The following is a 14,135-nucleotide window of genomic DNA, read 5'->3' as shown; positions in this document are numbered from 1 at the left end:
CTATGCAATTTCTGCCTTCCTAAGGAGAGGGATTATGAGTTTTCGTTCTAAACTGCTCGCAACAGTTGTTTTTCCGGCTTTCTCGGCTTCCATCATGATGCAGCCTGTTCAGGCCGGCACATCAGAAGCCCCGATCATCCTCGCACAGGAAAACAGCGAACAGCCGGCTGACGACCAGATGCTGCGTCAGCAACAGGCTGAGGAACAACAACGCGCAGCCGAAGAGGAAGCGCGACGGGCAGCTGAAGAGCAGCAAAGAGCTGCTCAGGAAGAAGCTGAACGACAGGCTGCAGAACAGCAACGTGCCGCCGAGCAACAGCGCGCAGCTGAAGAAGAGGCAAAACGCGCAGTTGAAGAGCAGCAAAAAGCCGCTCAGGAAGAAGCTGAACGACAAGCTGCAGAACAGCAACGTGCCGCTGAGCAACAGCGCGCAGCCGAAGAAGAGGCAAAACGCGCAGCCGAACAGCAGCAAAAAGCCGCTCAGGAAGAAGCTGAACGACAGGCCGCTGAACAGCAACGTGCCGCCGAGCAACAACGTGCGGCCGAAGAGGAGGCAAAACGTGTAGCTGAAGAGCAGCAAAAAGCAGCGCAGGACGAGGCTGCCCGACAGGCAGAAGAACAAAAACAGGCTGCAGAACGGGCACAGCAGGACGCTGCGGAACAGCAGAAAAATGCTGTCCAGCAAAAAGCTATAGACGAAGAAGCAGAAAAGCAGGCCAAAGAGGCAGCAGAGCAATCCAAGCCCAAGGAAAGCCCGGAGCCGAAGCCAACGCCAGAACCAAAGCCTGACCTTAAACCGGAGCCTGCGCCTCAGCCTGCTCCATCCGAAGAAACACCTCCTGCACCAACCGAACAGGAGCCTGTAAAACAACCGGAAGAACAGCCTGTCCCTCAGACAACACCTGAGCAACCTGCCCCTCAGCCGCCTGAGACGGATGAAAAGCCTCAGGAACAAGAGGCTGAACCGGCCAAACAACCGGATCAACCGGTGCAGCAACCACAGCCGGAGCAGGAAGTTCAGCAGCCTGAAAACACACAGCCTGCCGAACCTAAAGCTGAAATTATTGACGAGCGTACACCTGAGCAAAAACAGGAGATTGCCAAAGATCCTGCCAGCACAGATGAAACCATTGTTCTGCCCGTTGAAAACGGAGCCGCCATTCTTGACAGTGATAAGGATGCGGATAATTTCGGCGGCAACCAATCCAGAGAAGAGCGCCGTAAACAGCGTGAACAACAGCGTGCAGCCGAGGAGCAGAATACGCCTCTGCCTGTGAATGATGCCGCTGCTCAGGTTGAAATTCCGGCCACGATCTCTGAAAACCTGCCGCAGCAGATTGAAGCCAATCTCAAAGAAGAAGGCACGCGCATCAAAGATGCACCAGCCTTTGTGGTTCCGGACACTACAAATATCATCAATAATACGGTTGTGAATAATACCGTTATTAACAACACGACAATCAACAATATCACCAATGTGAAAGTTGTTGAGGAAGTTGATAACCGTATCATTCTGGAGACCGGCGACCGCATCTTCGTCCGTGGCGATGATCGTCCCCGCCTGCGTCGTGATGCCGAGCGTTCCTATTATGATGAATTGCCGCGCGGCCGCCTGCGTGAAACCATTGTGCGTCCCGGTGGCTACGAGATCGTAACCATCTATGACCGTTACGGTGATATTCTGCAGCGCTCACGTATCGACCGTGACGGCAATGAATATCTGATGATTTATGCACCTGAATATGATGACACTCCGCGTGCGGCGATCTTCGATGTCGGATATGATCTGCCGCCGATGCGGCTGACCATTCCTGTCAGTGACTATATTATTGATGTCGCTGCAGATCCGGAACGTGACTTCTATGACTTCCTTGCTCAGCCGCCTGTAGAACGGGTTGAACGTGTCTACACGATTGATGAAGTCCGTCACTCAGCGCGTCTGCGTGACAAGGTGCGCCGTATCGACCTGGATACAATTCACTTTGCTACCGGCAGTGCCGAAGTTTCACTGTCGCAGGCCAAAACCCTGCGCAAAGTTGCAAGTGCAATGCAAAAAGTGCTCGCCAAAGACCCTGGTGAAACCTTCTTCATTGAAGGGCACACAGACGCTATCGGCTCTGACCGCTCAAATCTCGTGCTGTCCGACCAGCGCGCGGAATCTGTGGCCAGCCTGCTGACAGAAGTCTATGACATTCCGGCAGAAAACCTTGTAACGCAGGGATATGGCGAGCGATTCCTGAAAATCCGCACGCAAGCTGCCGAGCAGGAAAACCGCCGTGTCACCATCAGACGCGTGACACCATTGGTCCGCCCAGTCGCACGCAAATAAAATGCAAAAACAAGCCGGTCAGGCGTCAATTCCTGACCGGCTTTCTGAAATTTACACCGCATCCTGCAAGATTCTACAGTAGTAAGAGCGACCACAACCCGTAAACTTTAGCCAGTAGATTTCACACTGACAAAGCTAAGCGGGATAAACGCCATGACTATTAAGAGTCTTCTTCTTGGCTCTGTTGCTGCACTTATTGCGGCAACCGGAGCGCAGGCCGCCGACGCTGTTATTGCGCCGGAACCGGAAGCCGTGGAATATGTGCGCGTTTGCGATGCTTACGGCGCGGGCTATTTTTACATTCCCGGCACAGAAACCTGCTTACGCATCGGCGGTTATGTTCGTTATCAGGCAGCTGGCGGCGATGATCCCTACACCGGCAGCAAGCTCGGTTATGTTGATGCGAATGGCGACCATCAAGACACTTGGGATAAACTCGCACGTTTCACTCTGCGCACCTATACCACTTCGGAAACCGAACTGGGCACGCTTAAAACTTTTACTGAAAACCGCTTCAACTTCTCAAATGGTTCACAGGGCGCCCATACGCTGAATTATGCTTATATACAGCTTGGCGGCCTGCGGATGGGGCTGGATGAATCCGCATTTCATACTTTCACCGGATATCTCGGCGACATCATCAATGATGATGTGGTTGCAGCCGGTTATTACCGCACCAATCTGATCAGCTACACTTTTGCCGGCGGCAATGGTTTCTCAGCCATCATATCGCTCGAACAAGGCGGCGATAAAGGGCAAGATAATTATTATGATGATGCCTCCGGTGTTTGGCTGCAGCGCGATTTCAACAACCGTATCGACAGCTATATGCCGCATGTGGTTGGCGGCCTGAAATTTGAACAGGGTTGGGGTGCTATTGCAGGCACTGTCGCCTATGACTCCAATCTTGAAGAATGGGCCGGTAAAGTTCGCCTTGATGTGAATGTAACAGACACACTCTCCCTGTGGGTGCAGGGCGGTTACGCTTCTTATGAAGAGAATACCGGCATGTATGGAAACTGGGGTGGGGACTGGGCTGTCTGGGGTGGTGCGCAGTACAAAGCAACCGACAATGCGACTTTCAACATTCAGGCTGCTTATGAAGATTGGGGCAAAACTGCTTTTGCTGCGAATGTCGCCTATCAACTGGTTCCGGGTTTCACCATCACTCCGGAATTCAACTACACCACATGGAAAAAAGACCATCCTGTTCGTATTCTCAGTGGTGAAAAAGATGCTGTCGGCGGTGTGGTTCGTTTCCAGCGCTCCTTCTGATGAACAGTATTAAGGAGATTTTTCAACGACAAGTCTCTTTAACAAACGTGGATATTTAATAGTTGTTCTGACCTCCAGTCTTTGAAAAACTAATAATGAAAGCCACGTTGGGAGGACACGGTGAAAAGGAGACTTTTCACCGTGTTCTTTTGTATCTGCCCCCTGCCGATCATTTATCTCCGGCGAGGCATTTATTAGCTGGATACAAATACATAGATTAACTTGATTATTTAAGTCATATTTACTACACACATAAAATTCCTGACAGAATCCTTTATGCGGTAGCGGTAGTTTTTGACCTGATAATGTGGAATTTCACCTCCCTTTTTAGAAATTACAGCGCAGAACTGCAACGTTTCCTGCGCCGCCGCGGTGCTGCGCAGGATGTGGCGGCAGACCTGACTCAGGAGACGTTTCTGCGCCTGATGACAGCAGCGCGTAAAAATAAATTTGCAACCCTGCCCGATAATCACAAAGCCTATCTTTTCCGTGTGGCGGCAAATTTGCAGACCGACCATGCCCGCAGCCAGAAACTGAACCCGCTGGCAGGCCACACCGCCGCATTAAGCGAAACATTTGCCGATCCCGCGCCGTTGGCCGATGAAATTTTGATCAGTGCTGAATTCATGCGCATACTCGAACAGGCTTTGTCGGAAGTGCCGGATATTCCGCGTCGGGTTTATCTCATGCGGCTTGACGGCAAGACATTTTCTGACATTGCCCGTGAATTGCATCTGCCGCTGCAAACTGCCTATAGCCAGATGAACCGCGTGATGATCCATCTGCAATATCGCATCAGTCAGGCGGAAAACGGCCTGACAGGTAAGCGCGCATGACCACCAAATCAGATATCAGCGACAATGAACACTGGAGCGCAGAGGCCGAACAGGCACTCGATCCGGTGATGCGCAGGGCAATCGACTGGTTTACAGTGCTGAGTGACGGACAAGCCGATACCGAGACAATAGCCGCGCATCAGCGCTGGATTGCAGCCGATCCGCACCATGCCGAAGCCTATAGAAAAGCGGAAATACTCTGGGCAGGTACAGCGCAGATGCACCGGATGCAAAAACGCAAGACCACACGCTGCATGAACCGGCGTAATTTCGGCAAGCTGTTGTTGCTCGCCGCTTTTGGTGCAGGCAGCTATGGCGTGATGAAAACAACCGCACCGGATTTTCAAACTACCAGCGGAGAGCGTCGTATTGTGGACTTAGCGGATGGCTCACAAATTCATATGTCCGGCGGCACTGCTCTGTCCGTCAAAATAACAGAGACACAGCGCAATATTATCCTGCACCACGGCGAAGCCTATTTCAGTGTTGCACGCGGTCAGGCACCTTTCAGTGTTCAGGCAGCTTCCGGCCGCGTGACAGCGCTTGGCACAAAATTCAATATTGCTTTGCTCAATGATCTGGCTGAAGTTCTGGTGACCGAACATGCAGTGCGCATTGATTATGCTGCACAGTCTGTCACCTTGCAGCAGGGACAAAAACTCACCTATGAAAAGCAACAGATCAGTACCCCGCTACCTGCGGACGATCAGGTTGATTTGTCATGGCTGGAAGGACGACTGGTTTTCATCGACCGGCCTTTGAGCGAGATTGTTCAGGTGCTCAATCGCTGGTCGGCAGAACAGCTGATATTAATGGATAGCAACCTTGCGCAACGTCCGGTGACACTGATCATCAATATTCAGGACATCGACACGGTTCTGACGCAGCTCACTCAGACCTTGCCGATTAAGACCCGCCATATACCGCTATGGGGCACGCTGATTTATAGCGCCTAGAGCGCCATGTGCCAGATTGGGCACACATAGGTCGCTCTAACACTTTCAAATTAGCGGAAAACTGCGCTTTCAAATTATTTATTAAAATATGATTATTTTTATCAGAAAATCACAAAAGCTTTCCGTCTTACAGTCAGAACCTGTTTGCTGATCTGGAGAAACGGAATGCCATTGCCGGTAAAAAGCGGAAAACTTAAAAAGCGTATGATTTTGCGTCCGCAAATCTGGGCCTGTTCTGTGGCGATTGCTGCACTCATCATGCCTGCGGCTCATGCGCAGCAGCCTGAAGCAACTGCGACGGCTGCCGCAGAAGCAAAACGTGACTTTTCACTTGCTGCACAACCACTGTCTTCCGCGATTGTGCGCTTTGCAGCGCAAACCGGCACGAATATTCTTGTTGACGGCACCCTGCCCGCCAATATCCGCACCGCACCCGTGCGAGGCAAGCTGAGTGTCGATGCGGCACTTGCACAAATGCTCAGCGGCACAGGCTATTCCTATCGCCGCAATGATGCGCGCTCTTTCACCCTGATCCGCCCCGGCGCACAGAATGCAGTAAAGGCAGGTGATGCGGGTGTGCAGCTGAATGTGATTACCGTCAACACCGGCACGCCGAGTGTCAGCGGTCTGGTTGCCGGTAAAGATGCTCCTTATGAAACAACTGCGGCGGTAACCTCCATTGATGCGGCTACACTTCAGGAGAAGAATGCCGGTAATATTGATAATGCCCTGCGCGCATCTGCAGGCACATTTACCCGCAAGGCAATGTCCGGTGCCGGTGTTGCGGTCAATATACGCGGCATGGAAGGCTATGGCCGTGTGAATATGATGATTGACGGTGCCCGCCAGAATATCCGCGTGATGGGACATGGCGTGTCCGGCGGCTCTGCTTTTGTCGACAGTGATCTGCTGGCCGGAATGGATATGGGGCGTGGCTCTCTGGGTGGTGCTGCCGGTGTCGGCACGCTGGGCGGGGCGGCCAATTTCCGCACTCTGGGTATTGATGATGTGATCTTGCCCGGCAATTCCTATGGCGCCATGTCGACCATTAAATTCGGCAATAATGCCTATGACTGGTCAAGAATGGCTGCAGCCGGTGCACGCACGCAAAATGGTATCGGTTTTATGGGCGCTTTCAACCGTCGCGACTCCGGCGCACCGAAAAGCGGGGTGGATGAAAAAGGCCGCCGCCTGATCAATCCCAACCAGCAGGAAGATCTGAAGTCCGGCCTTGCCAAACTGGAATTTGGCAATGGTGAGGATCACAAGCTGCTGCTGGGCGGTGTCTGGTATAATAATAAATCCACAATCCGCAGTGAACCGCAGACCTATCGCAATCAGACTTATACGGCGCGTTATGATTTCACGCCCGATAATGACCTGATCGATCTGACCGTTAACGCCTATTATAATGATGCGCAGGTCAGATTTACGAAAGGAAATTATGCAGGGCAGTTCACCCGCGATAAGGGTATGGGGATTGATGTCACCAATCGCAGTCATCTGGATCTGACCAATGATATTGCGCTGAAACTGACCTATGGCGGCGCATACTACCATGATGATGTGACCAATGGTCAGTCCTGGGGCACAGGCGGCCCCGGAGACGGCAAAATCGGCATTGGCAGCCTGTTTACTGATGCGACTTTTTCCTATGGCATGTTCGATCTGACAACCGGATTCCACTATGACACATTCCGGCTGCAGGGTGATGTTGCCAGAAAACGCGGCAGCGAAACCGTGCTTGAAGCGATCGATCGGTCTGACAGCAGCCTCAACCCGCGGGTAACACTGGCTGTAACACCTGTGGACGGCATCCAGCTCTACAGCACCTATGCGAAAACCTTCCGTCCGCCGACTGTGACTGAAACTTTCTTCCCTGGCGCACATGGCAAGACACCAAACCCGACCAGTCCTAATCCTGACCTCGAAGGCGAGACCAGCAAGGGTTGGGAATTCGGTGTGAATGTGCTGGAGAAGGATGTGCTGGCTTCCGGCGATGCCCTGCGCATGAAAGCCAATTATTTCAGCAATGATGTTGAAAATTACATCACATCGGGCCCTTACTCGATGAAGAATATGCCGATGCTGAAATTCATCAATATACCGGGTAAAACCCGTATCAAAGGTTTTGAACTGGAAGCCAATTATGACAGCGGTTTTGCTTTTGCCGGTATTTCCTATTCAAAAACCAAAACAGATCTCCCTTATGGCATGTGGTCGGACGGTTTTGGTATTGGCGAGCTGAACGGTCTGCCGGACTATACTGTGACCATTAATGCCGGTTTCCGCGCATTGGATGAAAAACTGACAATCGGTGGACAAATCCGCCGTGTCGGCAAGACCAAAGCGGTGAAACCGCCGATGGGACCTCAGCTGATTGATGTTGAAGGCTATATGCTTGCAGATGCCTATGCATCCTACAAATATAATGAAAATGCGACCTTCTTTCTCAATATTGAGAATATCACCAATCAGGCTTACAAGCCTGCGCAATATATGGATGCACAAAAACTCGGCCGTGGCCGCACGGTTATTGGCGGCATGACACTGCGTTTCTGATCCGCATAAAAACAAACGGAGCGCTGATGATACTTCAGCGCTCCGCTTAGAGCATAATTTAAAATGCCAGAGCGAGTTTTGTGCGCCCCTTGTGCGTCCAACGGGGGCACGGAGCTTTAGTGTGCAGCACCGACATAGAAATATGTACCGGCCATTGCACCGTTCAAACCGCAATAAGGCACAGTGCCGGAAGGCCCGTTTTCCGTGAGCTTCAAGACTGAACCTGCACGGATCAGCTCTATCGTCCAGCCATTATCGACAGCAACTTTCCCTTTTGTTTCGCCGTCAGGCTCTACAACACCTTCAGCATTACATGTCCAATAGCCTGTGACCTGTTCAGTGCCATTGCCGTCGAATGTAAGCTTGCCCGCTTTATCGGCAGAGATTGTGAGCAGCGCATTATTGTTACGCCATGTACCCTGCAATCCCGCCGGAGGCGTTGGCTCAACAGCACTGAGAATTTTCTCCCTGTTGGTCAGCGTAAACTCAAGCCGTTCCGTCAGCCTCTCCTGCGTTTGTGTGGTCAGAGTGAAAAGTTCATCTCTGTCTGCAATGAACTGCCGCTGATCATTCCTCAGGGCTGCGGCCGCTTCATTGTCCAGCTTCTTCAGCAATTCCGCATAGGTTTCAGCGAGTTTCTTATCCGCTGCAGAAATCTCCGCAGATGCACAAATAGCCTTCTCGGCATCACCGGATGCTTTTGCACAATCAAAGGAAGGCGCAGCCTGAGCCGTCATCAAACCTGCGGTTAAAGCCGCCAGCGCCCAGCCGGATTTATGCATCAAAGAAATCAGCATTATGAAAGCCTTTCAGTGCAAATATGAACCGGTCGTCAGACCGAATATCAACAACCTATACAAAAATGAATTTCCATAAAACCGCATCAGCGCATCACAATAGATTACACAATTTCATCAGCAACAATTTTGACATCGAAACAATAATTGCAAAATTATATCTTCCGGCAGTTTTTGTTGTTTCCTGTTGCGCCAGATATAAAAACAATGCTCTTTATGAGCCCCGTAAAATTTACGCCAACACAACAACATTATTGGAGTCGCGGTTATATGAGATATCGCAATATTACCCTCATTTGCGGTCTGGCTACTTTCCTGACAGTTCCGGCAGTTGCAGTCTCTGCTCAACCCCTGTTTGAAATAACAGCCGTAAACCGCGATGTCGTTCCCGCCGGTGTGCCCGCAGCCTTTGAAGTTGCATTCCCGAAAGCTGCGCGCAGTGAGGCCAAAGTCACAGTCGGCGATGATAATTTCCTTTTTGTGCCTTTAGCATTCATCCCGTTATCTGATACCCGTGTTGCCCTTGTGAGCACCGGTGCCAATGAATGCACCAGTCAGGCCTGTTCAGGTCTCAATGCTGTCCATTATCTGGATCATGATGCAGGCGAACCGCGATATCCCTATACATCTCAGGGTGAATGGCTGAATGTCGGCATGACAGGCGTTGTCGGCAATCCCGCAGACAGTTGGGGATGGAGCGCAGATATTGCTGACGCGCCGGTTCTCTACACGGAAGGCGGCGGCGGCGGACAGGGACTTTTCTGCTCATTCGGCGTTCTGACCGAACTTGGCGCATCCGGTCCTGTTGAAATCGCACGCATCCCAGTCGCTTTCTCCGATGCCCGTGATGAAGCAACAGCCAAAGAAGTTACCGGTATGATTACTGCCGCTGAAAAGGGCAAGAGCATTACGGTTTCCTACAAGAGCGGATCAGAGAGTTTTCAGGAAGTCTATAAGCGCGGCACAGACGGGCGCTTCACCCTTGAAGGTCAGAGCCGCGTTCCTTCCTGCTGAACTGCCGGATGAAAACACCCGCAAACCGGCCGGAGGGGATTTCCCCTTCGGCAATTATATTGACCGCAATACAAAAATAATGTCTTTTTATATAAGCAATACTTAAAATCCAACATTCGGAACGGAGCGTCTATGGCAGCAGAAGGGCTTGGACAAACACTCGGACCGGCAGTGGTACTTCTCGCAGCAGGTGTGGCGGCTGTACCGCTTTTTCGCAGACTTGGTCTGGGCTCTGTACTTGGCTATTTCGCTGCCGGTGCTCTTGTCGGACCATCCGTTCTGGGACTGTTTACTGACCCTGCCACAATACTGCATTTCTCCGAACTCGGCGTTGTCATGTTTCTCTTTGTCATCGGACTGGAGATGCGCCCAAGCAAACTCTGGACGATGCGGCATCAGATTTTTGGCCTTGGTCTGGCACAGGTTCTCGGCTGTATCGCCCTGCTCAGCGGTGTCGGAATGCTTCTGGGGCTTGCGCCCGTCACAGCCCTGATTGCCGGAGCGGGTTTTGTCCTGTCTTCGACAGCCGTCATTATGTCCATGCTACAGGAGCGCGGCGAGATCGCGACGCCTGAGGGGCAAAAAGCCGTTTCCATTCTGCTGCTTGAAGATCTGATGATCGTGCCTCTGCTGGCACTGGTGGCTTTTCTTGCACCCCAGCAGCAGGAGGCCAGCGGCCTGACCGGTATCGCAATTGCCGTCGGTGCCATTCTGCTGCTGATCGCTGTCGGACGATGGTTGCTTGATCCGTTTTTTGCCTTGCTGGCACGCGCCCGTGCCCGCGAAGTTCTGACTGCCGGTGCCTTGATTGTCGTGCTCGGCGCCGCATTGCTGATGGAAGCCAGCGGCCTTTCCATGGCAATGGGTGCTTTTCTGGCTGGCGTAATGCTTTCCGGATCAAGTTATCGCCACCAGATTGAAAGCGACATTGAGCCTTTTAAAGGGCTTTTAATGGGACTGTTTTTTCTTGCCGTCGGCATGTCGCTCGATCTCGGCATTGTCGCAACCGACTGGCCGACGATCCTCTTATTTCTGATTGCCTATATTCTTACCAAGGCCGTCGGAATTTACAGTGTTGCACGGCTTTTCGGCTCAAGTCACCATCATTCACTGGAACGTACCCTGCTCTTTGCGCAGGGCGGTGAATTTGCTTTCGTGCTCTACACTTCAGCTTTCGGCAACGGCCTTATCGATGCCCGCGACAATGCATTGTTTTCAACGGTGATCATTCTGTCCATGGCCGTAACGCCGCTGATCCTGCTGGCAGGCGCAAGATTTATGAAACAGGAAACCGCCTCCCTCGACGGCGTTGAGCCGGTTTGCAATCTGAAAGGCAGGGTTTTGCTGATCGGCTTCGGGCGTTTCGGACAGATTGCGTCACAATTGTTGCTGGCACATCAGACAGAAGTCGCCATCATTGAATCCGACCCGAACCGTATCCGTGAAGCGCAGAAATTCGGTTTCAGGATTTTCTATGGCGACGGCTCACGGCTCGACATTTTGCATCATTCCGGCGCAGATGAAGCTGAAATCATCATGATCTGTATTGATGATCCCAAAGTGACCAATCACATTGTTGATCTGATTAAACAGCATTTTCCCGTTGCAAAACTTCTTGTACGATCGTTTGACCGAACCCATTCCATTGAATTGCGCAAGGCCGGTGTTGATTTCGAATTGCGTGAGACTTTTGAATCTGCATTGCTTTTCGGCATGGAAGGGTTGCGCCAGCTCGGTCTTGATGACGAAAGCGCGGTTGATACGCTTTATGATATCCGCAGCCGCGATGCCAAACGTCTGACGGAACAGGTTCAGGGTGACATTTTTTCCGGACGCGAACAATTGCTCACCGGCACTCCTGTGCCGGAACCGCTGACCCAACCGGCAAGGACAAGCACCGGAGAAGAAATACCTCAATAGCCGTCAGCATGGCATCAGACTTCACCGGAAGCCCGCTGCGGTTATTTTCACTTCCCGCAGGTTCATATTCATCTGGTTTTGAAAACGGGCAACCGCCGCATCACTAAGACGGCGGATCATCACTTTGTCACCGCGTTTGAGCGCATCAATATAGGCCGCATGCTGGACAAGAAAATTCAGCATTGAGGTTTCTGCGAGCGCCTGACGCTCATCATTACCCAAGCGGGAAAATCCCGGATTATTGCTCAAGGCCTGCCGGACTTGCTGCCGCACAGCACTCGCTTGCTGCTGGTTATTATCGCTGCCATTGGCCATCATCCAGTTCAGGATCAGATAGGCAGCAACGGCATCAACCACATCGCCGGAGCGAAATCCGTCTGCCTTAACGATACTGACCCAGCTGGCGACCGGATTACGTTTGCGGAAGATTTCCCGCACTTGCTGTCCGGCCTGACGTCCCGATGTTTTTTCCACGAAATCCGTAAATTGTCTTTGCACCCGTAATGATACAGCCGGAGATGCACGATAGGTTGTGGAGACTACTGCTCTTTGCTTGCTTTTCCTCTGCGGTGCAGGGCGCTCCCGCGCAGAGGGCATCATGTTATCGCGCATGGACTGATGCATTTGCCCCAGAGCATCACTTGCCGCAAAATTCTGGAACAGATAATCCTGCGCCATGCCGGAATTCGGCACTCCGAGGAACAGGATAACCGCCCAGCAGAGGCGTTTGCTACTCATGCAATCTCTCCGTATCACGTTGAGGAAAGCTCAGAATATTCAGACCATGGTAGCAGATGATTTTTCTGTGTCCATAAAGTGGCCAAAGCTTCATAAAAGTCTATGGCCGCGTCTTTGATTAACGTCAGTTGAAACAATAAGTGTAATGTCACCACCGGCAAGCGCTGATATTGAATATTTCAGTCAATGGAACAATTTTACCTATTTCATAAGTTGAAACAGCTATGACAATCATTCGCAAAATACCGGTACTGAAAATCATTATTACAATTGCAACATTGTATAGTGCGCCGGTTTTTGCGGCCAATATCACATTGGACAGTTTCATCGGTGCAACAACCGATATCGATGCCGCAAAGCTTGAAAAACTGGCCGTTGCGGTTGAAGCAAATCTGGCGGAAACAGCCAATCATTTGCAGAGCAATATTGGCGGGCGCAAAGCCCTGCAACAATACGCATCTGCTATGCTGTCACATGGGCAGGCAGAGCGTTTGGGCAAGCAATGGGCGGGGCTTATTGCGAATAGCGCTATGCTGGACAAGGCTGAGAAGAAAGACGGCAGCGTATGGTTTCCCCATGCAAAAGATGCCGGTTTCTTTGCCGGTGGCATTGCCGCAGCGCTCAGCCAATACCCTCAGGCGACCGGAAATTTCAGCACCGGAGCCGGTCTGACTGCACCGGCAGCAGGGCAGGATATTGCGGAATGGTTCTCCCAATCTGTATCTGCGCTGTCGCGTCCGGCGCGTGCTGCATTCGACCAATCCCTGCGTGCCGCTGCCATGCACTGAATATGTTGTTCGGGGAAAAGTTTAAAGATGACAAATATTTATCCCGCTTATAGAAATGCGTAACAGCAAATTCCGTTACCATGAAAAGCGAGACCGGATATGGCCTTCGACATCATTCTTTCTCAGGGCCGTATTGCCGACCGTACATCGGGCGCAATTCCCGGTGCCGCCCTCACCGCCGCTATGGTTGGGGAGCTCATCCCCGCAACGGTCACCACGGTCGGAACACCTTCACCGGCCAGAGAGGATGACTGGTCAGAGAGCCTGCCTCAGGCGCATGACACATTAACCGCGATCAGCAATGCTGTGGCAAACAGCCTTCGCCAAAACCGGATACCGGTTTTGCTTGCCAATACCTGCTCAGCCAGTCTCTCCAGTCTACCTGTGGTTGCACGCGAACGGCCGGACAGTGTGGTGTTGTGGATCGACGCCCATGGCGATTTCAATACCCCTGCCACAACCGGCTCCGGTTATCTTGGCGGCATGGTTGTCGCTGCGGCCTGCGGCCTGTGGGACAGTGGCTCAGGCAGCGGCTTGCGACCAGAACAGGTGATTATTGTCGGCGGACGGGATATTGATGATGAAGAGGCTGCATTGCTGCAAAAAGCCGGTGTCAGAGTTATTCCGCCATCCGACGCAACACCGGAAGCCATTATGAAAGCCACCGGCGATGCACCGGTCTGGATTCATGTCGACTGGGATGCGCTTGAACCGGGCTTTGTTCCTGCCGCGTATAAAGTGCAGAACGGCCTGCTGCCGGAACAGCTCCGCGCGTTATTTGCAGCGCTGCCGCGTGAGAAAATTGCAGGAATAGAACTTGCGGAATTTGAAGCATCGGACGACGATCAGGCCAATGCCGCAGCGCTCGGCATCCTGAAAGAGATTGTCACTCCTTTATTCACAAAAGGGTAATGTCCAAC

General features: G+C 52.0%; 11 protein-coding genes. 9 read left to right on the top strand and 2 right to left on the bottom strand.

All coding sequences use genetic code 11. The features are described 5' to 3' along the window. Positions 1–34: 34 nt before the first annotated feature. The 5 genes from BKD14_RS03595 (at position 35) to BKD14_RS03575 (ending at position 7,958) form a co-directional block, all read left to right on the top strand. Positions 35–2,329: an OmpA family protein gene (locus tag BKD14_RS03595; protein WP_075654299.1), complete on the top strand. Its 2,295-nt coding sequence runs from the start codon at positions 35–37 to the stop codon at positions 2,327–2,329. 153 nt (positions 2,330–2,482) lie between these two features. Beyond that, a complete protein-coding gene (locus BKD14_RS03590; RefSeq protein ID WP_075654298.1) occupies positions 2,483–3,604 on the top strand; it encodes a porin in 1,122 nt (373 codons plus the stop codon). Positions 3,605–3,909: 305 nt separating this feature from the next. Next, positions 3,910–4,440, top strand: coding sequence for an RNA polymerase sigma factor (locus BKD14_RS03585; RefSeq protein WP_083646773.1), 531 nt, complete (start codon positions 3,910–3,912; stop codon positions 4,438–4,440). Further along, positions 4,437–5,396, top strand: a complete 960-nt coding sequence (locus BKD14_RS03580) for a FecR domain-containing protein (RefSeq protein ID WP_075654296.1) — start codon at positions 4,437–4,439, stop codon at positions 5,394–5,396. The genes BKD14_RS03585 and BKD14_RS03580 overlap by 4 nt, the downstream gene beginning before the upstream one ends. Before the next feature lie 165 nt (positions 5,397–5,561). Continuing rightward, complete coding sequence (locus BKD14_RS03575) at positions 5,562–7,958, top strand: TonB-dependent receptor (RefSeq protein ID WP_075654295.1); 2,397 nt, start codon at positions 5,562–5,564, stop codon at positions 7,956–7,958. 116 nt (positions 7,959–8,074) lie between these two features. On the opposite strand, the gene BKD14_RS03570 is transcribed toward BKD14_RS03575, so the two are convergent. Further along, positions 8,075–8,755 (bottom strand): lysozyme inhibitor LprI family protein, encoded by a 681-nt coding sequence (locus BKD14_RS03570; RefSeq protein ID WP_075654294.1) that lies wholly within the window; start codon positions 8,753–8,755, stop codon positions 8,075–8,077. 270 nt (positions 8,756–9,025) lie between these two features. Between BKD14_RS03570 and BKD14_RS03565 the strand changes: the two genes are divergently transcribed. Beyond that, entirely contained in the window at positions 9,026–9,769 is a 744-nt protein-coding gene (locus tag BKD14_RS03565) for a hypothetical protein (protein ID WP_075654293.1), read from the top strand. A 132-nt stretch (positions 9,770–9,901) separates the two neighbouring features. Then, positions 9,902–11,689, top strand: coding sequence for a monovalent cation:proton antiporter-2 (CPA2) family protein (locus BKD14_RS03560; RefSeq protein WP_075654292.1), 1,788 nt, complete (start codon positions 9,902–9,904; stop codon positions 11,687–11,689). Positions 11,690–11,710: 21 nt separating this feature from the next. Here BKD14_RS03560 and BKD14_RS03555 read toward each other — a convergent pair whose 3' ends face one another. After that, a complete protein-coding gene (locus tag BKD14_RS03555; RefSeq protein ID WP_075654291.1) occupies positions 11,711–12,427 on the bottom strand; it encodes a DUF6683 family protein in 717 nt (238 codons plus the stop codon). A gap of 224 nt (positions 12,428–12,651) precedes the next feature. On the opposite strand from BKD14_RS03555, the gene BKD14_RS03550 reads away from it, so the two are divergent. Together BKD14_RS03550 and BKD14_RS03545 are read left to right on the top strand one after the other, a co-directional pair. Continuing rightward, a complete protein-coding gene (locus BKD14_RS03550; protein ID WP_075654290.1) occupies positions 12,652–13,215 on the top strand; it encodes a hypothetical protein in 564 nt (187 codons plus the stop codon). Positions 13,216–13,314: 99 nt separating this feature from the next. Next, complete coding sequence (locus BKD14_RS03545) at positions 13,315–14,127, top strand: arginase family protein (RefSeq protein WP_075654289.1); 813 nt, start codon at positions 13,315–13,317, stop codon at positions 14,125–14,127. Positions 14,128–14,135 lie beyond the last annotated feature (8 nt).

The sequence above is a fragment of the Pseudochrobactrum sp. B5 genome, assembly GCF_001939785.1.
Taxonomy (GTDB): domain Bacteria; phylum Pseudomonadota; class Alphaproteobacteria; order Rhizobiales; family Rhizobiaceae; genus Pseudochrobactrum; species Pseudochrobactrum saccharolyticum.
This window is presented reverse-complemented; position numbering and strand designations above follow the sequence as displayed.

Bases quoted from the DNA above. Each gene is read 5' to 3' on its own strand.
- BKD14_RS03570 (WP_075654294.1), bottom strand. From the start codon at position 8,755: ATGCTGATTTCTTTGATGCATAAATCCGGCTGGGCGCTGGCGGCTTTA.
- BKD14_RS03575 (WP_075654295.1), top strand. From the start codon at position 5,562: ATGCCATTGCCGGTAAAAAGCGGAAAACTTAAAAAGCGTATGATTTTG.
- BKD14_RS03545 (WP_075654289.1), top strand. From the start codon at position 13,315: ATGGCCTTCGACATCATTCTTTCTCAGGGCCGTATTGCCGACCGTACA.
- BKD14_RS03590 (WP_075654298.1), top strand. From the start codon at position 2,483: ATGACTATTAAGAGTCTTCTTCTTGGCTCTGTTGCTGCACTTATTGCG.
- BKD14_RS03595 (WP_075654299.1), top strand. From the start codon at position 35: ATGAGTTTTCGTTCTAAACTGCTCGCAACAGTTGTTTTTCCGGCTTTC.
- BKD14_RS03565 (WP_075654293.1), top strand. From the start codon at position 9,026: ATGAGATATCGCAATATTACCCTCATTTGCGGTCTGGCTACTTTCCTG.
- BKD14_RS03550 (WP_075654290.1), top strand. From the start codon at position 12,652: ATGACAATCATTCGCAAAATACCGGTACTGAAAATCATTATTACAATT.
- BKD14_RS03580 (WP_075654296.1), top strand. From the start codon at position 4,437: ATGACCACCAAATCAGATATCAGCGACAATGAACACTGGAGCGCAGAG.
- BKD14_RS03555 (WP_075654291.1), bottom strand. From the start codon at position 12,427: ATGAGTAGCAAACGCCTCTGCTGGGCGGTTATCCTGTTCCTCGGAGTG.
- BKD14_RS03560 (WP_075654292.1), top strand. From the start codon at position 9,902: ATGGCAGCAGAAGGGCTTGGACAAACACTCGGACCGGCAGTGGTACTT.
- BKD14_RS03585 (WP_083646773.1), top strand. From the start codon at position 3,910: ATGTGGAATTTCACCTCCCTTTTTAGAAATTACAGCGCAGAACTGCAA.